The sequence below is a fragment of the Pseudomonas sp. BN417 genome, from assembly GCF_029871205.1.
Classification (GTDB): Bacteria; Pseudomonadota; Gammaproteobacteria; order Pseudomonadales; family Pseudomonadaceae; genus Metapseudomonas.
This window is the reverse complement of record NZ_SSOJ01000144.1, coordinates 75,049-100,442: the sequence shown is the minus strand read 5'-3', so window position 1 is coordinate 100,442 and position 25,394 is coordinate 75,049. Positions and strand designations below refer to the sequence as shown.

The following is a 25,394-nucleotide window of genomic DNA, read 5'->3' as shown; positions in this document are numbered from 1 at the left end:
GCGGGGGCTTCAGCCAATCGCTTCCCGGCGCGCCGCCTTGCGCGCTGCGGCGAGCAGGTCGCAGGCATCCGCCAGCAACAGCTGGGCCGCATCGGCGAAGTGCACCAGGTCGCGCTCATCGGCTTGCCCCGGTGCCATCGTCGCCAGGCTGTGCAGCAGTCCCCTGGCCGCATTCAGGCGCATATCGGCGCACTCCTGCAGGTCGATATAGGCGCAGCTGCCATCGAGCAGTAGCACGGGCGTGGTGCCGGCGTTGCCGGTCAGGGGAATGAGGTTCGAGAAATCCGTATGCATGGTGAAGCTCCTAGAGTTCGATGGAGCTGCCACCCGTCGCGGCCAAGCGAAGTAGGGCGGCAACTGTACGCGGGTTGGCCGACCGGGACTCTAGGCACCCGGCACACCCGAAGGTGTCCCGCGCACAGTTGCCATGACACGGCATCGCAGACGCGATAACGCGTCTGCGATGGTGAGTTGGGCGTCTGTGCGCCTAGAGTTGTTCGACCGGCCAAGGTCGGCCACGAGATTTACCGTGACGGGCCGGACTATAGGCGGGGAGGGCGGGAATGAAAAGGGCTCGGCTGGCGAAGGGGCAGGAGCGCTGATCAGCTTGGCGTTCAGGCCTCCAGCCATGGTTGATCCCAGTTCATCCATAGGCTGACGAACCATCGTTTGTCGGCAACAGGGCGCTGAAATCTAATCCATCAAAACAACATCGCATGGACGCGAGTAGTGATGGAGAAGAACAAAAGATGACCCCCGCTTTTTCGCTTTCAGTTCTCGGCACCGCGATCTTGTTGATCGTGGTCCTGATCAGCAAATTACGCGTACACCCGTTTCTGTCCCTGATGGCCGCGAGCCTGCTTGTGGGTGTAGGCACCGGCATGTCACCCACCGCGATGGTGGGCGCCTTCGAAAAGGGCATGGGCGGCACGCTCGGGTTTCTTGCCGGCGTCATTGGCCTGGGCAGCATCCTGGGAAAGCTGCTGGAGGAATCCGGTGGCGCCAGGCGCATCGCCACGACGCTGCTGGATGTCCTGGGCGAGAGGAATGCATCCTGGGCCATGATGCTGGTGGGCTTTATCGCGGGCATTCCAGTGTTCTTCGAGGTCGGCTTCGTTCTGCTGATTCCGTTGATCTATGTGGTCGCGCGCCAGGCCCGGATCGACATGCTTTATCTCGGTGCTCCGCTGGCGACCTCGTTGATGGTCGTGCATTGCATCCTGCCGCCGCATCCGGCGGCCACCGCCATCACCGGCATGTTGAATGCGGACATCGGCAAGGTGATCCTGTACGGCCTCATCGTGGGGCTGCCCACCGCCGTGATTGCCGGCCCTGTCTGGGTGCGATTCATGTGCAGCCGCCAGGAGCCTGAAGGCCAGCAGCAGTTTCTCGCCGAACGCAGCGAAGCCACCATCGACGAGAAGGCATCGCCCGGCTTTGGCATCACGCTGGCGACGGTGCTGCTGCCGCTCGCGCTCATGGTCGGCAAGACGCTGTCGGTGACCCTGCTCGCCAAGGACTCCGCCGCGTATGAGTGGGTGTCCTTCTTCGGCAACCCGCTGATTGCGCTCGCCCTGTCTGTCTGTTTCGCCTATTGGTCGCTGGGCCTGCGACGCGGCCTCGGTATGGGCGACCTCCTCAACCTCACCCATCGGTGCTTCCCTCCGCTGGCCGGCATCTTGCTGATCATCGGCGCGGGCGGCGCGTTCAACGATATTCTGGTCGGCAGCGGGATCGGCAAGGTGCTGGCGGACTTGCTGAGCCAGTCGCAGCTGAACCCGATCATCCTGGCTTGGCTGATCGCGGGATTGATGCACTTTGCCGTCGGCTCCGCCACGGTCGCCATGATCAGTGCGGCCGGGATGGTGTTGCCGGTCCTGGGCCAGCACCCCGAATACAACCGTGAGATCCTCGTGATAGCCATCGGCGCAGGTGCGATTGGCTGGACGCACATCACCGACTCCGCTTTCTGGGTGGTGAAGGAATACCTGGGTATTTCCCTGTCCGAGGCCATCAAGAAATTCACCGGCGCAACCGTCCTGGCCTCGTTCACGGCACTGGGCTGCACGCTGTTGCTCGCCAACTTCGTCTGATTTGAGTCGCTACCACCTTTTCCACGCACAGACTGTCGATAGGAACATCCATGATTCACGGCAAAACGCTCGATGCCTGGTACGCCAGCCACCCACTGATCGAGGATCTGGTCGCTCTGCAGGAGACCAGCTGGTTCAATCCGGCCATCGCCACTGCCGCCACGGCCCTGGGGGATGTGGGGCTGGGCGCGGAGGATGTCGCACAGGCCAGCGCACGTTTGCAGCGCTTCGCGCCCTACATCGCAAAAGTCTTTCCGGAAACCGCAGCGGCTGGCGGGATCATCGAATCGGGAATCGTGCCCCTGAAGAAACTGCACAGCTTGCTGCTGAACGAGGCAGGGCTACCCGGCAGTGGCTCGCTCTGGCTCAAGACGGACAGCGATCTGCCCATTTCCGGGTCGATCAAGGCGCGCGGTGGCATCCATGAAGTGCTCAAGCATGCGGAGGATCTTGCCCTGCAAGCTGGGCTGATCAGCATCGGCGATAGCTACGAAGCCCTCGCGTCCGATGCGGCTCGCCAGTTCTTCGGCCAGTACAAGATCGCGGTCGGCTCCACAGGCAACCTGGGGCTCTCCATCGGCATCATGAGCGCCAAGCTCGGCTTCCAGGCGACCGTGCACATGTCATCGGATGCGCGGCAATGGAAGAAGGACAAGCTGCGAGCAAATGGGGTGACGGTCGTAGAGTACGAGTCGGACTACAGCGTCGCGGTGGAGCAGGGGCGCCGACAAGCCGCATGCGACCCCACCTGCTACTTTGTGGACGACGAGAACTCGCCCCATCTGTTCCTCGGCTACGCAGTCGCTGCAGAACGACTGGTGCGCCAGTTCGAGCAGGCTGGAGTAGTGGTCGACCTGGATCACCCGCTGTTCGTCTACCTGCCTTGTGGTGTGGGTGGCGGCCCCGGTGGCGTTGCCTTCGGCCTCAAGCTGGCCTTTGGGGATGCCGTGCACTGCATCTTCGCCGAACCCACTCACTCCCCTTGCATGTTGCTGGGCGTGTACACCGGGTTGCACGATGAAGTCAGTGTCCAGGAGTTCGGCATCGACAATGTCACGGCGGCGGACGGCCTGGCGGTTGGCCGGCCATCCGGATTCGTGGGCCGGGCGATGCAGCGGCTGATCGACGGTTATTACACCGTGACGGACGAAGAGCTGTACCGCCTCCTGGCAATCGCCTACCAGGAAGAGCGGGTTCGTCTGGAGCCCTCCGCCCTGGCCGGCGCACCGGGGATGGTGCGCGTCCTGCGAGACCAGGCCTATCTGGAGCGTATCGGTGTCACATCGGAGCGGTTGGCCAACGCCACGCACCTTGTCTGGGGTACGGGAGGCAGCATGGTGCCGGCTGAAGAGTTCGCCGCGTATGTCGAGAAGGGGCGCGGCTAGCAGCGCCAGTTGCGATAAAGGTGACGGAACTCACGCAGGTGCGGGCGGCGGACCAAGAGAGGATTGCAGCGATGTCGAAGGCGGGTTTCACCACAGGACCGAAGCTCAACGGGACACATCTGGCGAACCTGCACACCTTCCTGGTCGCCGCTCGCCATATGAGCTTCTCGCGGGCCGCCGATGAGCTGTGCCTGACGGCCAGCGCGGTAAGCCATCGCATCGCCCGGCTGGAAGAAGACCTGTCGCTCAAGTTGTTCCACAGGCTGCCAAGGAAGGTGAGCCTGACCGACGACGGGGAGCGCATCTTCCAGATCATGCAGAACACCATGGATGCGTTGTCCGAGGCCATGCAGGAGCGTGCTCACGCGCAGATCTCCGGGCAACTGACCTTTTACGTGAGGCCCTCGGTAGCGCAATGCTGGCTGGTGCCCAGACTGGCAGACTTCACCGCCCGTTATCCGGGTGTGCAACTGGATATCAGGGTGGGCAATGAGCGCATCGATTATCGAACGAGGAAAATCGATCTCGTGCTGTGCTACTCCAATGGCGAGCACCCCGGTCTCACGAGTACCCGCCTGATGCCGGAGCGAATTGCGCCCGTCTGCAGTCCCGAGTACGCGCGCAAACACAATCTTCTAGGGCGACCCGAACGGCTTGACCAATGCATTCTGCTGCATGACGTGGAGGCCTGGGACAACGCCGCGTTCGATGCGGAGTGGCGCTTATGGGCGCGTGAAACCGGAGCGACGGCCTACCTGCCGGAGCGCTTCCTGACCTTCGACCGCTCCGACTTGTGCACGATCGCGGCCATGAACCACTCCGGGGTCGCCATAGGCCGCGAACAACTGGTCCGCCAACGCATTGAGAATGGAGAACTGGTGCTGCCATTCAGCGGCTTCATCGAAGCGAGAAACTATGGCTATTACCTGGTTCATCCCCCGCTCGACCCAATGCCCAGACGGCTGCAAGCTCTTATCGACTGGCTCGAGGAATGCGCCAGGGCTCCACTAATGCCAGGGATAGATCGCCCCGAAGATTTCCGAGGCTCTTCGAGTTGAGTCGAGCTGCTCCGGCCGGATTCGAACCCACGACCCCTGCCTTTGAAGGGCAGACTCTATCCAGTTGACCTCTTTAGCTCTGGATGAAGTTTCGAGAATCTCTAGCCCATGAACTGAACGCCGCGAGCCAGAAAGACCTGAATTAGAGCAGGCAAAATAAATCTGTCCCCTTTTTGGCTTGTCCCCTTCTTGGCTCTTTCCTCAGTTACGGATTGAAATGAAAAATAAATCTCTCCCCTTTTCTCTTGAAGGCCGGATAGTTGCGCACCCTGGGGTGGAAACTATTGGACGTTGTTTACCCCGGAAGTCTGGAAAGCTTTGCATGCTGTTTTAGACTCAAGGATTACCACCTGGAGATCTTCGTGCCGCTCGTACTGCGCTGTCGCGGCGCGCAGCTGGTAGCGGATGACACGCTTCGAGCGGTTCGGCTATTCCCCCATCAGCGACGTCCAGGTCCTTTTCGCTCCAAACAGGAGAAAGGACATGACGCATATCTGCAGTCCCTCGCCAACACGACGGAATGGAATCGCGGTCGGGAAGGTGCTGTTTGCAAGCTTGGTTTTGGTCCTGCTGGCAGTTGCAGAAAGGCCGGCGCACGGGCAGGTCTTGCTCACCGAGACGACATGGGGTGGGACTGGAGCCGAAGTCGCAACCGATGTCGCCACGGCCGCCGACGGCAGCGCGTACCTCGTCGGCTCGACGGACAGCTTTGCCTTGGACGAGTTCGGCTCGCCCGCGACGCGGATGTTCATCGTCAAGCTCTTGAATGGAGCGGTCGTCTGGCAGCGGATCTGGAACGGCCCGACCATCGTCGGGGTGACGGATACGTCAGTGGCGGTCGCTGCCGACGGTTCAGTCTACGTGGCCGGCATCACCGCAGACGGTGGCGGAGACGCCGTGTTGCTGAAATTCGATCCGAACGGCAACCTGCTCTGGGTGCGGGCCTGGGGCGGTACCCAGTCCGATGGCGCCCGCGCGGTGGCGACGCACAGCGACGGCTCCGTCTACGTCGCGGGCCGTACAACCAGCTTCGGCCCGAGCTCCGCCGGGGTATTCGTCCTGAAGTTCGATCCGGCGGGCACTCTTGTCTGGCAAAGGTACTGGGACGATGCCGCCGGCTTCGAGGCGATGGCCGTCACGCCGGACGGCAGTGTCTACGCGGCCAGTTCGAGACTGCGGCCCAACAGCAATTTTTCCCAGTTCGACGTGATGGTGCTGAAGCTGACGTCAGCGGGCGAGCTGGCCTGGGCACGGACGTACGGCGCAGGCGAGGTCGTGGATGCGCGCGGCGGAATGGCCGCCGCCGCGGATGGGTCCATATACACGGCTGGCGCCATCCAGGCGGCGAAGGGCGGCATCATCGGCATCAACGCGCTGGTCCTGAAGATCGGGTCCGATGGCAGCTTGTTGTTCGGCAAGGAATGCTGCACCAAGGGCGGCGACACCGGTGACGGCATCGCGGTGGCGCCCGACGGCTCGGTTCTTCTAGCTGGAACGACGACGACGTTGGGCGTCGGCTTCCAGGATGCATTCGTCGCGCGCCTGGAATCGACGGGCAAGAAGGTGACGGCCGCGGCAACCTGGGGTGGCACCGGCTTCGAGACCGGCGGCGGGGTCGCGGCTTCGGCCGACAACACGGTGCGGCTTGCGGCGACGACGAGCCAGGGCCCGCCGTATTCGCTGCTGGACGCGTCGCTGAAACTGTCCGCGCCGAAATTCACCGTCGCGACCCCTGCGGGAGCGCTCGTGGATCCGGGAGGCACGGTTTCTTTTCCGTCACACGGGGCGTCCGTACCGGCCGGCAGCACGACCTACAGCGGAAACTTCGAGTCGGCACTCATATGGCTCACGCTGCCGTAACGGGTCAGCATCGCCAGAACCGTGCGGACCGGAAAAGGGGACCGGAAAAGGGGACAGATTTATATTTCTTACTCTAATTCTCTCGCCGAAGGCACTAGGCTCGACACCGGGCCTGACTCGGAACGCAGTTTAATGGAAATGACCGAGCGATTTTTCGGCATGCGAGTCGAGCGGCGCAAGCAGGGAAGTCTGAAAAGGGAGTAGAGAAAGTAGATCTTCCCCTTTTTTGTCTTTCTGACTCGATTCGCATCATCTCTGCCTGAAAAGCCACCAAGCAGGAGGCCAGACGCTGTATCGAAAGCATCGAGAACTGATTGGGAACGCCTGGGCAAACGGGGCGACGAGGACATCGACACCAGTGGGCGAGGACTTCTTCCGCCGCGCCGAGCTGCGGGTGCTGGTGAAGCAGGCGCTTACCATCCGCCTGGATGCCGACGTACTGGAGTGGTTCAAAGGCCAGGGCGCGGGCTATCAGGCCCGCATCAACCAATTGCTGCGCCAGCACATGCAGGCTCACCGGAATCCGACTGAAGGGGAATGAGCATGGCTCAGCCCTGCCAGCACATGAGCGCCCGCTCCAGAAACGCGAAAGCCCGCACTAGGCGGGCTTTCTGATTTGGCGCATCCGGCGGGATTCGAACCCACGACCCCTGCCTTCGGAGGGCCGGGTGGCCAGGTAAGCTGGAGTTAGAGTGTGTCTTAATAGGCTGAAAATTATGGAAAAATAATAAATGGAAGCATGCCGTTGTTCATGCTAGTTTTCCGTATGGTTTCCGTACGGACTTTTTCCCATGGCCGCAGCAATCAAAACCGTTTCTGATCGAAAGAAGCTCTCTTCCCGAAGGGAGCCTTACTGGGACCGAATCGAGGCGGGTTGCTATGTGGGTTACCGCGTGCTGGGAGATGGGACCGGCACGTGGATCGCTCGATGGCGCTCCGATACGGGTGGGCAGAAGTACCATGCGCTTGGAAGCCTGCCCGACTACGACGGTGCGGTGAAAATTGCCCGTGAATGGTTTGCGCAGTGCCAGGGCGGTTCAACCGAGGTGATCGACGTTGCTGAAGCCTGCAGGCGCTATGTCAAAGATCGCCGGACAGAGAAAGGTGAGTCCACCGCGAAGGATGCCGAAGGCCGGTTCCGCCGACTGGTGTACGAACAGCCGATCGGCCGTATCAAGCTCAGCGCTTTGCGTACTGCCCACATCACTGACTGGCGGAATGCTCAAATTGATGTCGACGACGATGATCCGGATGTTGAACGGCGTGCCAAGGATTCGGCAAACCGCAACCTCGCTACGCTAAAAGCTGCCCTCAACCTTGCGTATAGGCTGGGTCTTGCATCGTCGACCGCCCAGTGGGATCGCGTCGAAGCGTTCAAGGGTGTAGGGCAGCGCCGGGATGTCGCTCTCACGCTGGCGGACAGAAGAAAGCTTCTTGCCGCTGCCGATCACGAACTAAAACCGTTCCTTCGCGCGATGTTACTGACCGGCTGCAGGCCAGGTGAACTTGCAGGTGCAACTGTCGGCGATCTTGACCCAGCAGGTTTGCTGACTGTCGTCGGCAAGACAGGTCGTCGCACAATCCCCATTTCCCCTGACGCCCTTAAGGTTTTGAAAGAGTGTGCCGGCGATCGCCTCACTGACGAGCCGTTGTTGATGCGCTCAGGCATCGCATGGACGAGGTTTGAGTGGCGCGATGCCTTCCAGGTGGCGCGGGCTGCTGCCGGCCTACCCGATACGGTTGTGATGTACAGCCTACGGCACGTCTCTATCTCGGAAATGCTTGTGTCCGGCATTGACCCGATGACGGTCGCCAAGATTGCGGGAACCAGTGTGGAGATGATCTCGCGCCATTATGGCCACCTCATAAAGGACAAAATTGTTGCACAACTGGCGAGGGTGAAAGTGTTATGAGCAGTGAGCTATGGGTAGATGGCGACCTGCTTGAACCAGGCAACCACGAGGCGCTTCGTCAAATGTGCGCTCTCTCTGCAAGGCGTCTGAGCGAGATTCGAAACGCCGCCCGGATCGGTCACGATGATGCGTTCGATTTTGTGGTGGCCGCGCTTGAGGCTATTGCTGGCGGCGATTCACCCAACGATGCGTTTGGATTCTCCCGTACGGGACGTGGTGCGCCAAAAGGCAATTTTGCCTTTCGGGACTGGGAAATTCGCATGGCCGTGCAGCAGCGAATGAACGATGCAAGAGAATCCCTCGAAGCGGCCTGCGGCGCTGTTTCAGACGAGGCTGGCGGGGAGTTTCTGCTGGGCTACGAGTCAATTCGCAAAATCTGCCGCGGCTTGAGGGCAGACGCAGATCTGCCCATGCCGGTCGACATCTATCCGCTGACCTCCATCCCTTACCGCCGTACCAAGTAGGACGAATCCGCTCAGCATCAGGTAACGAATTCCGAATTCGTTGCCTCGTCTAGGTAGGCTTCGTGCAACAGTATTTGGGCTGACCTCAACAAACCAAGGTTAGCTCTACATGAACACTCCCCAACAAGCTGTCGCTCGCGCCGCGTACTCTGTCCGCGATTTTTGCGAGGCCTACGGCATCACAAAAGTCATGTTTTACAAGATGTTGAAGGAGGGCACCGGGCCGAAAATCATGAAGGTCGGCAGCCGCACCCTTATCAGCATTGAGGCCGCTACTGATTGGCGCCGCCAGTGTGAGGAAGGTGCACAACTTATTCCCGCTCGTCGGCGGTCTTAAGGCAGGGAGGTGTCATGAGCATGGAGCACAACCTGCTGCCTGATTCCGCAATACAGAGGGCGAGGTCCGACATCGTCGGTGTCGTCGGCAAGTATGTGAAACTGGAAAAGCACGGCAAAGAGTACAAAGGCCTTTGCCCGTTCCACAAAGAGAAGACCCCCTCCTTCAGCGTCATGCCCCACAAGGGCGCCTACTACTGCTTCGGCTGTGGCGCAGGTGGTGACGCGATCGACTTTGTCGCTGAATTCGAAGATATCCCGTTCCGCGATGCGGTCGCCAAGATCACCGGCAGCCTGGCCCCAGGCGAGTACCGCGCCAGCCAGCGTGAGGCCGCGCGCAAGGAACAGGAAGAGCAGTGGCTACCCATTGCACCGGTGCCGCCGGAGGCGCTAAAGAGTGCGCCTCGCGACACCATCAGCCGCAAGATCGACGGCGTCTGGCAATCCTTCACCGCCAGCGGGCGCTGGGAGTACACAGACCTGGATGGCAACCTGATCGGCTACACGCTGCGCTTCACCCTGCCCGGCGGGCGCAAGGAAGTCATGCCGCTGTCCTACTGCGTCAGTGACAAGACCAGGGAGATGGCCTGGCGCTGGCTGTCGTTCGGCAAGCCGCGCCCGCTGTACGGCCTGGCCAAGCTGAAGCGCCACCCCAACGCCCAGGTGATCCTCGTGGAAGGCGAGAAGACCGCCGACGCCGCCCAGGCCCTGTACGAGGCCGCCGGCATCCCGCGCGACAAGCTGATCATTCTGGCCTGGCCGGGGGGTGGCAAGGCGATTGGCTTCGTCGACTGGACCCCGCTGGAAGGCCGCTCGTTGGCGCTGTGGCCGGATGCTGACCGCCACCCCTACCCGGATAAACACCCGCTGGCCGGCCAGGAGATGCCGCTGCTGCTACAGCCTGGCACACAGGCCATGCTGGATGTCGCCAAGATGCTGCCGAAGCTGGCCAAGCCGGTGAAGATTATTACGCCACCGGCGGACGTAGCGGATGGTTGGGATCTGGCCGACCCACCTCCGGACGGTTTCAGCCTGCTTGCACACTCCAAGGCCGCGGCGCTGGTGCTTGAAGACTTCTTGGCCAAGCACCGGACAGAAGAGTCGACCTCATCGGCTGAACCTGATGGTAGTCCGGTATCGGTGGGCGAGGCTGAGGACGAGAGGCGGAAGGAGACTGTTAGGGGAGTCTCCGCTGAGCGGGCGGCCGTTGCCGAACTGAACAAGGAGCACGCTCTGGTGGTGGTCGGTGATAAGGCCATGGTGCTGCGCGAGGACCGCAACGAGCTTGGAGTTGAGGTTCGCTACCTGTCGGTCGCTGCCTTCAAGCTGTATTACCGTAACCAAAAGGTTGCGGTGACCACTGAGAACAAGGATGGCAGCACTCGCGTGCGGAGTGTTTCAGTTGCGGATCTCTGGCTGGATTCCGTGGAGCGCCGGACCTATAAGGGGCTCACGTTTGCACCAGTTGGTAATGGTGCTAATGGGTACTACAACCTCTGGCACGGGTTTGCCGTCGAACCTCTTCCGGGCAGCCAGTTTCGCAATGCAATGAAGTGCCGGAAGTTACTGAGCCATCTGAAGCTGAATGTGTGTCGCGGCAACAAGGAGCAATTTCGCTACCTGCTGGCTTGGGCGGCTGACATGCTGCAGGACCCGGACAAGAAGAAGGGCGTCGCCTTGGTTTTGCGCGGTGGGAAAGGAGTCGGCAAGTCGATGTTCGCTGAGGCGTTGTCAGCCTTGCTCGGCGGTCACGCGATCAAGGTCAGCCAGATGAAACACCTGATCGGCAACTTCAATCGGCACTTGGCCGATAAGCTTCTGGTGGTAGCTGAGGAGACTTTCTGGGCAGGCAACAAGGCAGACGTTGGCCCGCTGCAGGACATGATCACCTCCAGCACCATGACTGTCGAAGCCAAGGGCGTGGATGCGATTCAGATGCGCTCGCTGAGCCGCATCATCATGATCACCAATGACGATTGGGCGGTGCCGGCATCTAAAGATGAGCGCCGCTACTTCGTCCTGGATGTGAGCGACAAACGCCAGAAGGATTCCGCTTACTTCGGCGCGATGAGTCATCAACTCTACGACAACGATCGGCACGGCTTGCGGGCCCTTCTGTCTGTGCTGCTCAATATCAACCTGAGCAAGGTAGACCTGCGCAAAGTGCCAGAAACTGATGGCCTGCGTGTCCAGCGGACCTTGAGCCTGGATCCGCATGACCAGTTCATTCTGGATGCCTTGATCGACAAGCACATCGCAGGGGTAGATTGGGGCTGGTCGACTACGGTGGAGAAGGAAGCCGTCTACGAGGCCTATGTCGATGCGGGAAAGAAGCGTGGGAAGGCTCATCTGTTGCCAAGAAGCTGTTTCGCGAAGCACTTCATCCGTTGCACTGACGCCAAGCAGACCAGGCCCAAGGTCGGAAGTCGGCGCCCGTATTCGTGGGCGCTCCCCAAATGGGAGGACGCAGTGAAGAGGTTCGAGGCAGAGAACAAGGTCGACGTCATTTCTATGTGTGCTCAGGACGAGTTGGCTCAGTCTGACGACGGATATTCACTCTGATTGAGCCCTGCGAAGGCACGTGCCGCAAGTGGTAGCCTCATCATGACCCGGCCTCGAGCCGGGTTTCTTGTGACAGGCCGCGTGGTTGTGTAATTGCACCGACTTTGCCAATCCAATTGCATTCCATGAGTCAGGTGGTCCATGCCTTTCGCAGTGATATTCAGGGCTAGGCCAAAAGGAATATCGGTGTACGAATTGGAGGCGCGTGATTCACCCGTTGGAGATGGACGAGTTCGAGACGCGCCGTGGTTGCCCAAATCTGGCGATCAAGCTGTACTACCGCACTAGATACCAGTAGTGAGTAATTTTCCCCACCGGCTACCTAAGGGGACCGGAAAGTCCCCCCTGGTGGTTGGCGCTTTTGAGCCCCCGATACGATTGCCTAGGGTCAAAACTCTAGCGGATCAAGCGTAACGAACGCTGGAGCCGCAGTGTCCTTGTCGAGCAGGCTACATGCGACCATCCTGATTCCAGTGCTCCCTTTGCGCCGCCCTTTTCTGCCTGCCACGCTCACCCAGCGAAAAGACCCGGACCAGGGACGAGCTAGATGTCATCCCCCGAAACAGGCTCGCCGATATACCGGCGGGACGAGCTCAGGCCGTCTTTTGTACTCGCTTCATTCGTAGCAGTACCTGAGCACAGCTGGCCGGATCACCGAGGTCTGCAAGCAGCGCATCGTCCAGCGTTTCCGATTGATTGCCGAATGCCCAGGCCACCGCTGGATGGCCTTTGGGTAAAAGCGCCTCTACCGTTTGGGCGCTCGCCTGATCCCGCCCCGCCAAGATCCTTATCATCAGCACTAGGAGCACCCGCCGCTTTTCGTGGGTCGCAAGTGCCCGCGCCGTATTTATTACCGAGGCGAGGTCAGCCTTGATCGTGAACAGCAGAGCCAGGTTTGTGGCTACCGTAGGGGGCTGTGTGGTCAGGATGTCGGGCGTTATCCGCGCAACGACGTCCAGTCCAGTCGCGTCACACGCCTGTAGCAGGGCCGACGCTGCCGCCTCATGCAATTCAGCCCGGCCAGGTGCGACGGCCATCTCAAGCAGCCGCTCTTGCATCGACTGCCTGCCAGTCGTAGCAAGCAACTTGAAGATGCCGATCCGCAACTGCCGATCGCTGGTGTCGATTGCCATTGCGTACAACTGCTCTGCATCGGTTGCCGACAGGGGCGCTAATGTTCCAATCGCCTCTACCGCAGTCCGGGCGATAGGAAAAGCGTCATTCTCGCCGTAGTAACGAGAACTGCTTGACCAGTGGTCCTTGGCTAGCCGCAAGAGCGCTGGCAGATGGTCGGGATGGGGTCGGGACGCCAAAAGCTCGGCAAGCGCCTTGCGGATTGGGCTACCGGCCGCGTCTACCATGGCGAGCAGCCGCTCAGGCAGCGGCAGCGTCGCACTTGCGCCCAACGCCGCCAATGCGAGAGCGCTGACCTTGGCGAACTTATGATCGAGCGCCTCCTCCACGTCGACGTGCATACCCAGCTGGATCGCGCGCTCGACCGCCTCCGCAGCGACCTGGTCATCATCGCTAGTGGCGAGTATCCAGCGGATATCCTCCTGACACGGCAAGTCCACGTACTTGGCGGCCTGGATTCTGAAGCGCCGCACGTCCTCACTGCCATGTTCGGCCCCAGATAGCACCGCATAGGCCTGCGGCGACAGGACCAGCTGCTTACGGCGCTGCAAGGCGCGCGCCGCCGAGCAAAGCTCCCCATAGGGCGGTGGCAGCGTCGTCGCAACGGTGCCTACCGCGGAGCCATGCGCTTCGCCATCTTCGTCGCGACTGTTCTGCAAATGGGCCAGGTCTAGCGCGAGCTCTAAGGCGCGCGCCACTAGATTGTCGCCCAGCAGCTCGCGGACGATCTCGTGCAACTCCGTGGGCATCTGCTTGACGAGACAAGCCAAGGCAGCCTGCCGTACCCGACGTTCAGGATGGCCATCGTGCACACGCGCCCGCAGCACGGCACGATATCGGTCGTCCCACCAGCGCCATAACACAGACCAAAGATCGTCCTCGTCGCGGCCGTCGTAGCCTGCTGCAAATACCGCTGCAAACTCATCGGAATCGGGCTCGCTACGCTTTGCCTGATCTGCCACCTCTCGGATCCAATAGCGGTGAAGTTGCTCCGCATGTCGATGCCCAACAAGACTCTGCCAGCCCCTCACATCACGCACACGTTTGACATAGTGTTCGAGAAATTCGCCAGCACAGTACCCGTCCTCGCTGCCTTGATCGTTCAGGTACTCTGCATAGTCGTGGCTATAGACTCCATTTGTGATCGATAGCTGCACTTCAGCGATCTCCCGCAGCTCGTCTTCAGACGGCGTGCGCACGGCAATCGCCGCGTCGACGATAGGCTCGAAGCCATCGAGATTACGAAGCGCTCCCTCCGCTATTACATCTACCGAGGGTATAACCCCGAAGGTCACTGCTTGCTTCGCCGCCGTCAAGAAGGCCGGGGTAAGGCCCGTCGCTATGCGTTCGATTTCCTCTACGAGCGGAACCGGATAATCGTCATGTGTTGTTGGAAGCACCTCTTGTATAAACGTTTCCAGGAGGGGCTTGATAATCGGGTCCCCACGTAAACGTGCGTACCAGGCCTCGTCCTTTAGAGGCGCCGCCCAGCAATGGAAGAAGCCAAAAGTCTTGTCAGGCCGGTGAAGAAGGTAACGAGCCAGTTCGGATGCGTTGCTGGCAGGCGATCCAGCGGCCGCGGCGAGCCTGAGATTGTCCTCGAAGGCCGTACCACCTTGAGCGAGTTGCGTGGTGAGCCAGTCGTCGATCTTGCCGGTAGAGCCAGGTAATGGTTTGACGACCACCTCCGGCAGCCGCTCATTCACTGCAGCAAGAATCCGGGCGGCCATCCCTGCCCCCCAGGCCTCGCCAGGCCCGGCCGGGTCGAGCAGAAGGTCGATGAGGATGCGCAAGATTCGCCCTACTGGGAGCGGGTCATACTTCAGTGCGCGCTCAATCCCTGCTTCGACACGTGGATGGTAGTAACTCGCGGTGCCCTCGCCGGCACGCAGGTTCCGAGCTGCAATGAGGAAGTTGACGAACGGTGTTACGCCCTTCTCTAGCTTGGGCTCTTTGTCCGCCAGCTCTGGTTCCATCTCACGGACCAAGCCCAGCGACAGTTTGTCCGCTGCTTTCATGAGCGCCCAGATGATCGCCGCCGCGCGTACATCGCCCCGCTGCTGAATCTGGTCGATCACCGTGCGCTCAATAGAGTTCTGGTGGGCTCGGTTGATTGCCTCCTCAATGAAACTGGCCGGATGCTTCAACAGATCCCGATCGAGATCCCGCAATGCGTCGAAGAACTTTTGGATCTCAAGCGGAGTCGCCAGTTTGGACAGGACACGTGCCTCAGCATCGGCCGCTACCAACTGCAGGTCACGTGAGAGCCCCTCGATCCGCGTGCGGTATAGTCGGGAGCGCTCATCCTTGCCGTAGTGCTCGACTTCGAGTGCGAACAACCAGGGCTCTACTGTATCGAGCGCCCCCGTCGCTTGAGCCACGTCACGTCGGGTCGTGGCCACAATCATGCGATCATGACTTGCCTGCGCAAACCACTGGGAAAGCTGATCGTTCCAGGGCCGGCTATCTGGGTCGAAGTCAAAGCGTCCCCATGGATCCTCGATGTCATAGAGCACCGGTGATGGTGTTCGGTCATCCCGAAGTTTGTGGGGGCCTCCGCGGATTGGAACATGTTGCAGCCCGGGAAATTCGGTCCTGAGCACTTCGTATAGTTTGCGAGTGGCCAACGTCTTTCCGGTGCCTGACTGGCCAATGATGAGAGCGGCATGGCGTGTGCGCATCACGGTGAGGAGTTCGGGCCAGTTCGTCGGATGTACGTAGTGCTCTAGCTCCGGCGTGCTCGCCAGATAGCCGTCGTGCTGATGAACGACGCGCTCCAGGTCGTCCCGCTGCCACCGGCCATTCCCACCGCGGCTAACTCTCACTCGTGCGGCTTCTCGGAGTACCTGTAGGCACTCACCCCAGCGGGCGTTGGGAACGCGGAAGCGCTCGATCAACAGGTCCTTGATTTCTCGTACAAGCCGCGCTTCGTCCAGGCCTCCAATGACCGCGACACGGCCGGTAGCGCCTTCAGGTAGTGCCTTTACGATTTCCTTAGGCAGGTCGACGGCCCTTGGCCATGACCCGGCGCGAAGCACTTTCAAAGCGCGGGTCGGGCCATTTAGGGCCGCGCTCGTAACTAACAAATATCGGACGTTGCCGTCCTCCAAGCGCTCGGCTGCCGAGAGGCGGTGGTCGCTCCCATGCTTGAGCAAGTTCTTCAGTCCTGCGACCGTCCAGGCGTCGCCGCCTCGGAGCTTGGCTTGCACAACGAGAGTGTAACCATTGAGCGAGACGCGGGTGGCAACCGGACCGACCTCGGATTCGTCGAGCTTCGCCTCAATGTCCTCTTCGCTCACCGGCTCAAGTACAAGCTCCTGAGTGAGCTTGCTGGCGAGCATCAGGTCGAGCGCGAGCCAGACAGACACGTCGATTTGATAGTCATACCCAGCTAGCGCATCTCCTCCTGAACCACCCGATTCGACATTCAGGTGCGTGCTTTGGCTGGCTCCGTCCACTTTATCGGCCATTGATCTTCATCTCTGTAGCGATATCCGCCGGACTGTAAACAGGAGCACTAGATAACGGAAGAAGGAGCGCACTTGTCCCCGGGTAATCTGCTACATCGCCTGGGTTCGCCCCCCCAATCTGTCTGGGGGCCCTGACGCATCCAGACAGCTGCAACCTTGGATGCTGCTGGGCTTGTCCGCTCTGTCTGAGGTGTCCGGAGATGCGGCCGTGGTCGGTAGAGTGTCTCCAGCATTCGCCCCTGACAGCTGGCCACTATGAGTTAGGACTTTGGTCGACGAGATAGTTCTAATCATTGGTTTACGCAAGACACCCCAGACACCCCAGTCCGAGCCAGCAAACTCAGGGCATTTGATTGTCTTGGGTCAGAAATGCACCCCAGACAGTTCGGGCAGAGCGCCGGATAGGGGACGCCAGCACCTGACGATGACTCGACGAGCTGCTGCGAGGTCCTCTTGTGGCCCGATTGGCCCCCGTCGATGACAAAAAAGGGTGCCACGGTGCCTGGCGTGGAAGGCGTGATGGCACCATCTCGTCATTAGCTCATATTGGTAAGCGAGGCCGACGACTATGACCATTCCAGCATCTCCAACCCAGGTTGAGATCCGGGCAGCGGCCCGGGTCATGTACGAGAGTAGCCTCAGGAGCATGGCGGCCTTGGCGAAAGAGGTGGGCGTCAGTGAGCGCACCTTGAAGCGCTGGAGCGCTGCTGACGGCGGATGGAGGCGCCTGACTGGGCCGGAGATCACTGCCAGCGCCCACCAAGTTGCCAATCAGGTTCGTCGTACCGTTGGCGAACTGGGTCCCGAGGTCTCGACCAATCAGCAGCAGATCGCAATCGACAAGCTAGCCGAGGACGCAGCAATTGATTTGCGCGCAGATGTCCTTGCGCGCCATCGGAAAGAGTGGTCGGCCGCCCGGGCAATTTCGGTCGATGCGGTCCGACTGCGCGACAGCGACCCCGAGAAAGCCTTCGAGCGCGCCAAGCTGGCCAAGATTACTGCTGAGACCCTGGCCATTGTTCAGAATGGTGAGCGCCGTGCATGGGGGCTGGATGTCAACGAGGTGCCGGCCGCTACAGTGGTGGTGATCGAGCGCTACTGACCTTGGCGGCTCAACTGAATTTCATCGGGTATCCGTGTGGCGACTCGATGTCGGCTGACCTTAGCGCGAAAGACAGGTGAGCAGTGATCCGGGCGACGATTTGCCATGCCCCAGACCATCAGCGCTGGTATGTGCCAATGACGACGTGTTGGCGAGGCCAAAGAATACAGCACGGTCAGTTCTACTTGGCTGGTGCGAAATGCTAATTTTAATCGCCGCCAGTGAGACTCCTGCATCGTCGCAGATGAGACTACGAACGAGGTGCGGAGCGCGGGTGTGCTTGCCGGCCCCGGCATTGAGCCTGGGCCGGGCACCAGACAAACCGGAACGGTAATCGGGTTTCAACCGAAACCGGGACGACGTTCTATTCGATGCGTGACTCCGAAACGATATCTAGTGCCCTCAAAGGGTCGCACGTTCCGCGACAGCAACGTAGCGAGGGCGGCGAGCCTATTCTGGTTTCGAAGCAGAGAGGTTCCGGTGACTAGAAAGAATCTGGTTGAGAACCAGCCCTTAAGGCAGACTTTCGCCAAGCCTACAGCGTTCAATTGGAGGAAAGCATAAGCGTACCAAGCGCAAATGAGCGGCCGGATTTGTATGACAGCTATGACGGTCTGCCGGAAGAGCATAAGAGCAGCGTCTCGGTGCCACCAGAGCTTCAGAAGTTGCTTGATCAGCAAAAGGCTGAGCTGGTCGCTGCTCCTAAGCCAGAAAAGGAAGGGCCTATCTAGTGCGAGTCATTGTTTAATCGGCTATGCGTGCTGGTATGCCAGGGACGTGCGTGCTGCACATCTAGTTCTGCTCCAGCGTCATCTATGAAGTGAGTAGTCCTCCCTGAGCCGAGCCGCGACCAGGGCAAGGGCGCCGCTGTTGACCGCTTCCAGGATCGGGCTGCTGTACCCATCTGCCCATCGTTCCGAACGCAGAAGCGTATGGACGAAGTGGCGGATCTCAGGAAATGGGCAATGTCCCAAGGCGGCGACGGGATTGTTGTCTACGGCAGTCAGGTCGAAATCAGGCTTGTGGTCCCGGCAAACAAAACCGCAGGCGTAGCTCCCTACAATCAGAAGTCGATAATCTGGGAGGTCCCAGATCTCCTTGAAGCGTTCCATTGGTATCTGTGCTCGATCGCTCGTCCTGAAGTGTGCGAGGACACTATGCTCGAAGCGCTCGATCAACTCAGCCAGCAAATCAGCCTGGTCTTGGAAGACCGGGGATCGTCTGGAGGGAGCTTTGTCCTGAATGTAATGGTATGGCTTTTTCGTTGCCGGTTGCGTGGCAGCAGCCAAGTGCTTCTCGATTGCGGCCAGCACGGGTTTGTCATTGGCGTTGATCAATTCAGACGCGAGCATCTTCGCTGGGATGAGCATCACCGCTTGTGATTCCCAGCCCATATCGGCAGGGTTCCCTCCGATGCGACGGGCGAGGTAATAACGGGTGTAGGTCATCGAGCGAGGTGTGTCGACCAGGAATGCCTCAATCTGCACTTGCAGCCCAGACTCCTCGAAGGCCTCGCGAATTGCCGTCGCTTGCAGACTCATACCGCTACCGACGCGCCCCTTCGGAAACGTCGTTTCGTAACCGCCATAGGCATTGGTCGGAGCTACGACCCAGATCCTGCCGTCCGCTTCAGCGACAACCACACCTGCAGCCTTCTTGAGCCCGGCGGGTACGTTGAATGGTGGCTCATCGACTTTCACCTGTCCGGTCACTCGCGCCCATGCTTCCTTGTCGCGCGGAACAGCGTCCCAGCTCACTACCGGAATTCCTCGTATTGAGGTGGGCATCTCTCCATCTGGCACCACGATCGATGTGGCGTCGGGTTCGCGCCATGAGTCGAGCGGCGTAGCCGTGTGCGGTCGCTCGATGACGATTGGTTTGTCCTGGTCGTCCAGGCGAGGGTGCAGGTGATAGGTCGGCATGGTTCCCTCCAGTTTTGCTCCTGCTTTCTCGCTTTCTGATTGAGTAGTAATGCGAGCCTACTCCTGACGATAACAGGCCCCGACATTCAGTTCACGGAGTCGAATTAATGGGCGTCACTCTCTAACTAGCCTTCCCGCGTGGCGATTCCTTCCTAGTCGTTCACCGTTAGAATGGCATGCTCAGAGCGCGGACCTCCGATGCGATCGAATTGATCTACCCCCGCCTCGCGATTAAGGTTCGTCACCAGCATTAGAACTGTCTGCCCAGGCAGGTCCAGGATGATGCGCCTCGCATGGATTTCCGCACCCAGGTTTGGCCGGTTTTCTCCAATGCGCAGACATCGTCCGCCATTGATTAGGGGAATACCGCGTGAACCAGCAAAACCTCGCCGACTTCATCTGGAACGTAGCTGATGTGCTGCGTGGCGACTTCAAGCAATCCGAATTCGGCCGCATTATCCTGCCGTTCACTGTGCTGCGTCGCCTGGAGTGCGTGCTGGAGCCTACCCGCGACAAAGTGCGCAGCCAGTACGAGGCGATGAAGGCCAGCGGCGTGGATATGGATCTGATCCTGCCCAGCACCGCCGGTGCCACCTTCTATAACGTCTCGCAGTTCTCTCTGGATAGCGTCGGCTCCACCAGCACGCGGGCCAACCTGGAGGACTACATCGCCAAGTTTTCCGCCAATGCCCGCCAGGTGTTCGAGCATTTCGCCTTCGACGGCTGGCTGGCAAAGCTGGAAACCGCCAACCTGTTGTACCTGGTGACGCAGAAGTTCGCCAGCATCGACCTGCACCCGAATGTCCTCAGCAACCATGAAATGGGCCTGGTGTTCGAGCACTTGATTCGCAAGTTCGCCGAATCCGCCAACGACACCGCCGGGGAGTTCTTCACCCCGCGCGACGTGGTGCGCCTGGCCACCACGCTGGTGTTCGCCCCGGATCATGAAGCTCTTAACGGCGAGGGCGTGGTGCGAACGGTGTACGACTGCGCGGCCGGTACCGGCGGCTTCCTGTCCTCGGCCATTGAGCAGGTGGACGAGTGGAACCCCAATGCGCGCCTGGTACCCTACGCCCAGGAATTGAACCCGGAAACCTACGGCATCTCGGTGGCGGACAAACTCATCCAGGGCTTCGAAACCCGCAACATCAAGCTCGGCAACACCCTGTCCAATGACCTTCTGCCCCACGAGCAGTTCGATTACTGCCTGGCCAATCCGCCGTTCGGCGTGAAGTGGGAGAAGGTGCAGAAACAGGTGCAGGACGAGCATAGCCAGCAGGGTTACGCCGGCCGCTTCGGTCCTGGCCTGCCGCGTGTCGGCGACGGCTCGTTGCTGTTCCTCATGCACCTTCTGTCCAAGCGCAAGCCGGTAGAACTGGGCGGCAGCCGCATCGGCATCGTCCTGTCCGGCTCGCCGCTGTTCAATGGCGGTGCCGGTTCCGGCGAGTCGGAGATCCGCCGCTGGATTCTGGAGAACGACTGGCTGGAGGCGATCATCGCTCTGCCCACTGATCTCTTCTACAACACCGGCATCGGCACCTATATCTGGGTTCTGTCCAACCACAAGGACGCCCTGCGCAAGGGCAAGGTGCAACTGATCGATGCCAGTGCCCTGCATGCGCCCATGCGCAAGAGCCTGGGCAGCAAGCGCAAGTACCTGTCCAATGAGCAGATCACCGAAATCGCCAAGCTCCACGAAGCGATCGAGGACGGCCTCAATTCCAAGATCTTCGCCACCACCGATTTCGGCTACCGCCGCATCACCGTCGAGCGCCCGCTGCGTCTGCGCTTCTCAGTGACCCCAGAAAAGCTCGAGGCCTACCGGGATACCAAGGGCGCGGATCAGGTGGAAGTCTTAGCCGTCGTGCAGGGTGAGTTCGACAACCTGCCGGCCTTCCTCAAGGCCGCGGGTATCAGGAAACTCTCCAAGGGCGCGCAGAAGGCGGTGCTGGCCTGCTTCGGCGAGCGTGATATCAACGCCCAGCCGGTACTGGATGACAAGGGCAATGTGCAGGCCGACAGCGACCTGCGCGAATTCGAGAACGTGCCGCTGAACCAGTCCATTGACACCTATTTTGAGCGCGAAGTACTGCCCCATGTGCCGGATGCCTGGATCGACACTGGCAAGACTGATGCGAAGGACGGCCAGGTCGGCATCGTTGGCTATGAGATCAACTTCAACCGCTACTTCTATGTCTACCAGCCGCCTCGTCCGCTGGCCGAGATTGATGCCGACCTCAGGGCGGTGGAGGCCGAGATTACCGCGCTGCTGGGCGAGGTGACGGCATGAGCCACGACAAGACCTATCAGGCTTACAAGAACTCTGGGGTGGAGTGGCTGGGGAGGGTGCCGGAGCATTGGGTTACTAAGAAGCTTCTTTATTGGATTTCAGGCTACGGCAGTGGTACGACTCCCTCGAAGGAAGATGAGTACTCAGCTGATGGGCTCCCTTGGGTTACAACAGGGGAGCTCAGGGAAAATACCGTATCTTCGACAGAGAAGTGCGTTACCCAGGACGCTCTCAAAAACAACTCTGCGCTGAAGCTCCATCCAGCAGGATCGCTGGTGATCGCCATGTATGGCGCGACGGTCGGTCGGCTTGGCGTGCTCGGGGTTAATGCCACATTAAATCAGGCATGTTTTGCTATTCACCCAAGTGAGAAGGTACGGATTCCCTTCTTGCGTAACTGGTTCGAGGGCTTTCGGAATGAGCTACTAGCTCTCGCTACCGGTGCAGGCCAGCCAAATATAAGCGGCGATAAAATCCGTAATCTGCTACTTCCTTGCCCTGAAGATCTATCAGAGCAATTGGCAATAATTACTCACCTCGACCGCGAAACCGCCCGCATTGACGCGCTGGTGGAAAAGAAAACCCGCTTTATCGAACTGCTGCGCGAAAAGCGCCAGGCGCTGATCACCCATGCTGTCACCAAGGGCCTCGATCCCAGCGCGAAAATGAAAGAATCCGGCGTGGAGTGGCTGGGGGAGGTGCCGGAGCATTGGGACGTCTCACCAGTTAGGTACGCCGTAAAGGCGCAAGCAGGAGCGATTAAAACAGGACCATTTGGAAGTCAGCTGACCGCGAGCGAGATGCTTGGTGGCTACCACAAGGTTTACAACCAGAAAAATGTTATCGAGGGGGATCTCTCTTCGGGTGATAACTACATTTCGGATGAAAAATTCTCTCAATTGTCTTCGTTTCGCGTATTTCCGGGAGATGTCCTGGTGACGACTAGAGGCACCATCGGCCGAGTCTGCGTTGCTCCAGACGATATCGAGCTAGGTATTCTTCATCCATGCCTGATGCGGGTACAGCTCGATGAGGCCAAGATGAAAAATGAATTTTTCGCGACCCTACTAGGGGAAAGCCACATTCTTCAGTCGCAGATTTCCTACCTGAGCAACGCTTCAACAATTGAGGTTATTTACTCGGAAACGATGGCATCCTTGGTTGTACCTATCCCTCCACTTAATGAGCAGAGGAGCATTCTGTACTTTATCCAGACTCACGCTTCAAAACTGGATTCGTTAATTCGAACTAGCGAGCGCAGCATCGTTCTCCTGAAAGAGCGCCGTTCCGCCCTAATCACCGCCGCCGTTACCGGCCAGATCGACCTGCGGGAGGCGGTATGAGCCAGGGCCGTAGCATTCGCCTGTTCCTGGTGGACGGCACGCCCAATGGCTTGCTCACCGCCGAGATCATGAACTGGACCGGCCATGTGCTGACTGGCCCGCGCAGCAAGCTGGCCGAACTGGTGCAGCGTCCCGAGTGCGCACGCACCGGGGTGTATTTTCTGGTGGGCCCTGATCCGGACAACAGCCTGCGCTCGCGGGTGTATATCGGCGAGTCGGACGATGTGGCCAAGCGCCTCAAGCAGCACAACCGCCCCGAAGAGCAGGGCGGCAAGGACTTCTGGGAGCGCGTCTGTCTTGTCACCAGCAAGGACCAGAACCTGACCAAGGCCCATGTGAAGTACCTGGAAAGCCTGCTGATCGGAATCGCTGGTAATCTGGGTCGCTGCAAGTTGGTCAATGGCACCGCGCACGACTATGCCAGCCTGCCGGAGTCCGACCGCGCCGACATGGCCTTCTTCCTGGAGCAGATTCGCACTGTGCTGCCGGTGCTGGGTTTCGACTTCCTGCGTGAGCTGGCCAAGCCCTCCAGCGTGGCCGTCGCCCCGGCAGCACCATCGCTCAGCGAGTCGCCACGCTTCGTGTTGGAAATCCCCAAGAGCAAAGGACGGGCGCTGGCTCAGGAAATCGACGGCGAGTTCTTCGTGCTCAAGGGCTCCAGGGCCCGCGCCGAATGGGTGGGTACCGAAACGAGTTATCAGGCCCTCTATAGGCAGTTGAGCGACGAAGGCATGCTGGTGGCTGATGGTAGCGAGCACCTGCGGTTCAGTGACGACTATGCCTTCAGCAGTCCCAGCGCGGCGGCGGCCGTGGTCTGCGGCCGGCAAGCCAATGGCCGCACCGCCTGGGTTGTGGAAGGCAGTGGGCAGACCTACGCCGCGTGGCAGGAGGCCCAGGTTGCCGGGCTCGAACCCAAAATCGAGAGTGAGTAACCTCGAAATGACGCCAAACAATAGCTTCCTCGGCGCGAAGCTGAGCCTGAGGATCAGAGCATGACCCTTGAACGAAATGCCGACTATCTCGTCAGCCTTGTTCGCGAGTTGTGCAAGCTCCCAGCTGAAACCCCCTGGCTGGAGTTCAAGCGCAATAACGCCGATCCGCAGGAAATCGGCGAGTACCTGGCAGCCTTGTCCAACGCAGCCGCCCTGGACGGGAAGAGTAATGCTTATCTGGTCTGGGGAGTGGACGATAAGACCCACGAAATTGTGGGGACGACCTTCGAGCCGCACGGAGCCAAGAAAGGCAATGAAGAGCTGGAAAGCTGGTTGCTACGCCTGCTCAGCCCACGCCTGCATTTTCGTTTCCATGCCTTCGACGTAGACGGAAAGCCGCTGGTGTTGCTGGAAATTCCCAGCGCGCACAGCAAGCCAACCACATTTGAGGGACGCGAGCTGATCCGCATCGGCTCGAACAAGAAACCACTGAAGGATTTTCCCGAGCAGGAGCGCGCGCTCTGGCGGGTGTTCGACCGGACACCCTTCGAGGAGCTGCCAGCGGCAAGCGATCTGGATGCGGCCGAGGCTCTGTCGCTACTCGATTATCCAGCTTACTTCGATTTACTCGGCCTACCTCTGCCGACCGATCAGGCCGGAATTCTCAGCCGACTGCAGGAAGACGGCATGTTGCGTTGCGATCAGGCCAAGCGCTGGGAGGTCACCAACCTCGGAGCGATTCTCTTTGCGCGTGAGCTGCAGAAGTTCAAGGGGCTGGCGCGCAAGGCTGTTCGCTTGATCGTGTACGAAGGCAAGGGGCGTTTGAAAACCTTGCGCGAGCTGCAAGGGCACAAGGGGTATGCCAGCGGCTTCGAGGGGCTCATCGAATATCTCAGCGCACTGTTGCCGCGCAATGAGGTGATCGGTAAAGCCCTGCGCAAGGAAGTACCTATGTATCCGGACCTGGCAGTGCGCGAGCTGATTGCCAACGCACTCATTCACCAGGATTTCTCTGTCTCTGGTGCAGGGCCGATGGTGGAGATCTTCGACGACCGTCTGGAAATCACCAATCCTGGTGAACCTCTGGTCGAGGTGGATCGCTTTCTCGACAGTCCACCGCGTTCACGTAACGAAGCCCTGGCGTCTTTCATGCGCCGGGTGGGCATCTGCGAAGAGCGTGGCAGCGGTGTCGATAAGGTGGTTTTCGAAACCGAGTTCTACCAGCTGCCGCCGCCACGCTGGGAGCGGCCGGATGGTTCGTTGCGTGTGGTTCTCTTCGCCCATCGTGCGCTCAAGGAGATGGACAAACAGGAGCGTGCCCACGCCTGCTACCTGCATGCTTGCCTGCGCTACGTACTGCGTGACCCGATGACCAATACCTCACTACGCGAGCGTTTTGGTATTGACGCGAAGAACAGTGCAATGGCCTCACGCATCATCAAGGATGCCCGAGAGGCAAAGCTGATCAAGCCATACGAAGAAGGGCAGGCCAACAAGAACTCGCGTTACCTGCCTTACTGGGCCTGATGG

16 protein-coding genes and 1 pseudogene are annotated in these 25,394 nt (G+C 59.9%); 14 read left to right on the top strand and 3 right to left on the bottom strand.

Annotated elements, in window-relative coordinates; genetic code table 11:
- Window positions 1-9: 9 nt before the first annotated feature.
- Window positions 10-294 carry a hypothetical protein gene (locus E8F11_RS22110; protein ID WP_280291016.1) on the bottom strand — a complete coding sequence of 95 codons (285 nt, stop codon included), beginning with the start codon at window positions 292-294 and terminating at the stop codon, window positions 10-12.
- 455 nt (window positions 295-749) lie between these two features.
- Here E8F11_RS22110 and E8F11_RS22105 point away from each other — a divergent pair, with 455 nt between their 5' ends.
- The 9 genes and pseudogenes from E8F11_RS22105 to E8F11_RS22065 all read left to right on the top strand — a co-directional run bounded on the left by E8F11_RS22105 (window position 750) and on the right by E8F11_RS22065 (window position 11,671).
- Window positions 750-2,093: a gluconate:H+ symporter gene (locus tag E8F11_RS22105; RefSeq protein WP_280291015.1), complete on the top strand. Its 1,344-nt coding sequence runs from the start codon at window positions 750-752 to the stop codon at window positions 2,091-2,093.
- A 50-nt stretch (window positions 2,094-2,143) separates the two neighbouring features.
- Window positions 2,144-3,478 (top strand): D-serine ammonia-lyase, encoded by a 1,335-nt coding sequence (locus E8F11_RS22100; protein WP_280291014.1) that lies wholly within the window; start codon window positions 2,144-2,146, stop codon window positions 3,476-3,478.
- Window positions 3,479-3,549: 71 nt separating this feature from the next.
- Complete coding sequence (gene dsdC, locus E8F11_RS22095; protein WP_280291013.1) at window positions 3,550-4,536, top strand: DNA-binding transcriptional regulator DsdC; 987 nt, start codon at window positions 3,550-3,552, stop codon at window positions 4,534-4,536.
- A 483-nt stretch (window positions 4,537-5,019) separates the two neighbouring features.
- Entirely contained in the window at window positions 5,020-6,396 is a 1,377-nt protein-coding gene (locus E8F11_RS22090; protein WP_280291012.1) for a hypothetical protein, read from the top strand.
- A gap of 255 nt (window positions 6,397-6,651) precedes the next feature.
- Window positions 6,652-6,937, top strand: a pseudogene (locus E8F11_RS22085) (BrnA antitoxin family protein).
- A 250-nt stretch (window positions 6,938-7,187) separates the two neighbouring features.
- On the top strand, window positions 7,188-8,309 hold the full coding sequence (locus tag E8F11_RS22080; RefSeq protein ID WP_280291011.1) for a site-specific integrase: 1,122 nt from the start codon (window positions 7,188-7,190) through the stop codon (window positions 8,307-8,309).
- Entirely contained in the window at window positions 8,306-8,773 is a 468-nt protein-coding gene (locus tag E8F11_RS22075; protein WP_280291010.1) for a hypothetical protein, read from the top strand. Before E8F11_RS22080 ends, E8F11_RS22075 begins: the two co-directional genes overlap by 4 nt.
- A gap of 109 nt (window positions 8,774-8,882) precedes the next feature.
- A complete protein-coding gene (locus E8F11_RS22070; protein ID WP_280291009.1) occupies window positions 8,883-9,110 on the top strand; it encodes a hypothetical protein in 228 nt (75 codons plus the stop codon).
- Window positions 9,111-9,124: 14 nt separating this feature from the next.
- Window positions 9,125-11,671, top strand: a complete 2,547-nt coding sequence (locus E8F11_RS22065; protein ID WP_280291008.1) for a CHC2 zinc finger domain-containing protein — start codon at window positions 9,125-9,127, stop codon at window positions 11,669-11,671.
- Between the two features lie 593 nt (window positions 11,672-12,264).
- On the opposite strand, the gene E8F11_RS22060 is transcribed toward E8F11_RS22065, so the two are convergent.
- The gene (locus E8F11_RS22060; RefSeq protein ID WP_280291006.1) at window positions 12,265-16,275 is read right to left on the bottom strand and encodes a hypothetical protein; all 4,011 of its coding nucleotides are present in this window, start codon (window positions 16,273-16,275) and stop codon (window positions 12,265-12,267) included.
- Window positions 16,276-16,930: 655 nt separating this feature from the next.
- Between E8F11_RS22060 and E8F11_RS22055 the strand changes: the two genes are divergently transcribed.
- Window positions 16,931-17,377, top strand: a complete 447-nt coding sequence (locus E8F11_RS22055) for a hypothetical protein (protein WP_280291005.1) — start codon at window positions 16,931-16,933, stop codon at window positions 17,375-17,377.
- Window positions 17,378-18,186: 809 nt separating this feature from the next.
- Here the strand turns inward: E8F11_RS22055 and E8F11_RS22050 are convergent.
- Window positions 18,187-19,299 (bottom strand): NUDIX hydrolase, encoded by a 1,113-nt coding sequence (locus E8F11_RS22050; protein ID WP_280291004.1) that lies wholly within the window; start codon window positions 19,297-19,299, stop codon window positions 18,187-18,189.
- A 370-nt stretch (window positions 19,300-19,669) separates the two neighbouring features.
- Here E8F11_RS22050 and E8F11_RS22045 point away from each other — a divergent pair, with 370 nt between their 5' ends.
- Genes E8F11_RS22045 through E8F11_RS22030 form a run of 4 tightly spaced genes read left to right on the top strand, consistent with a single transcriptional unit; the run spans window position 19,670 to window position 25,391 of the window.
- Window positions 19,670-21,589 carry a class I SAM-dependent DNA methyltransferase gene (locus E8F11_RS22045; RefSeq protein ID WP_280291003.1) on the top strand — a complete coding sequence of 640 codons (1,920 nt, stop codon included), beginning with the start codon at window positions 19,670-19,672 and terminating at the stop codon, window positions 21,587-21,589.
- Window positions 21,586-22,932, top strand: a complete 1,347-nt coding sequence (locus E8F11_RS22040) for a restriction endonuclease subunit S (RefSeq protein WP_280291002.1) — start codon at window positions 21,586-21,588, stop codon at window positions 22,930-22,932. Before E8F11_RS22045 ends, E8F11_RS22040 begins: the two co-directional genes overlap by 4 nt.
- Complete coding sequence (locus E8F11_RS22035; RefSeq protein ID WP_280291001.1) at window positions 22,929-23,864, top strand: GIY-YIG nuclease family protein; 936 nt, start codon at window positions 22,929-22,931, stop codon at window positions 23,862-23,864. Before E8F11_RS22040 ends, E8F11_RS22035 begins: the two co-directional genes overlap by 4 nt.
- A gap of 60 nt (window positions 23,865-23,924) precedes the next feature.
- Entirely contained in the window at window positions 23,925-25,391 is a 1,467-nt protein-coding gene (locus tag E8F11_RS22030; protein ID WP_280291000.1) for an ATP-binding protein, read from the top strand.
- The last annotated feature ends 3 nt before the right edge of the window (window positions 25,392-25,394 follow it).

Bases quoted from the DNA above. Each gene is read 5' to 3' on its own strand.
- E8F11_RS22050 (WP_280291004.1), bottom strand. From the start codon at position 19,299: ATGCCGACCTATCACCTGCACCCTCGCCTGGACGACCAGGACAAACCA.
- E8F11_RS22035 (WP_280291001.1), top strand. From the start codon at position 22,929: ATGAGCCAGGGCCGTAGCATTCGCCTGTTCCTGGTGGACGGCACGCCC.
- E8F11_RS22040 (WP_280291002.1), top strand. From the start codon at position 21,586: ATGAGCCACGACAAGACCTATCAGGCTTACAAGAACTCTGGGGTGGAG.
- E8F11_RS22105 (WP_280291015.1), top strand. From the start codon at position 750: ATGACCCCCGCTTTTTCGCTTTCAGTTCTCGGCACCGCGATCTTGTTG.
- E8F11_RS22080 (WP_280291011.1), top strand. From the start codon at position 7,188: ATGGCCGCAGCAATCAAAACCGTTTCTGATCGAAAGAAGCTCTCTTCC.
- E8F11_RS22030 (WP_280291000.1), top strand. From the start codon at position 23,925: ATGACCCTTGAACGAAATGCCGACTATCTCGTCAGCCTTGTTCGCGAG.
- E8F11_RS22065 (WP_280291008.1), top strand. From the start codon at position 9,125: ATGAGCATGGAGCACAACCTGCTGCCTGATTCCGCAATACAGAGGGCG.
- E8F11_RS22100 (WP_280291014.1), top strand. From the start codon at position 2,144: ATGATTCACGGCAAAACGCTCGATGCCTGGTACGCCAGCCACCCACTG.
- E8F11_RS22075 (WP_280291010.1), top strand. From the start codon at position 8,306: ATGAGCAGTGAGCTATGGGTAGATGGCGACCTGCTTGAACCAGGCAAC.
- E8F11_RS22070 (WP_280291009.1), top strand. From the start codon at position 8,883: ATGAACACTCCCCAACAAGCTGTCGCTCGCGCCGCGTACTCTGTCCGC.
- dsdC (WP_280291013.1), top strand. From the start codon at position 3,550: ATGTCGAAGGCGGGTTTCACCACAGGACCGAAGCTCAACGGGACACAT.
- E8F11_RS22110 (WP_280291016.1), bottom strand. From the start codon at position 294: ATGCATACGGATTTCTCGAACCTCATTCCCCTGACCGGCAACGCCGGC.
- E8F11_RS22090 (WP_280291012.1), top strand. From the start codon at position 5,020: ATGACGCATATCTGCAGTCCCTCGCCAACACGACGGAATGGAATCGCG.
- E8F11_RS22060 (WP_280291006.1), bottom strand. From the start codon at position 16,275: ATGGCCGATAAAGTGGACGGAGCCAGCCAAAGCACGCACCTGAATGTC.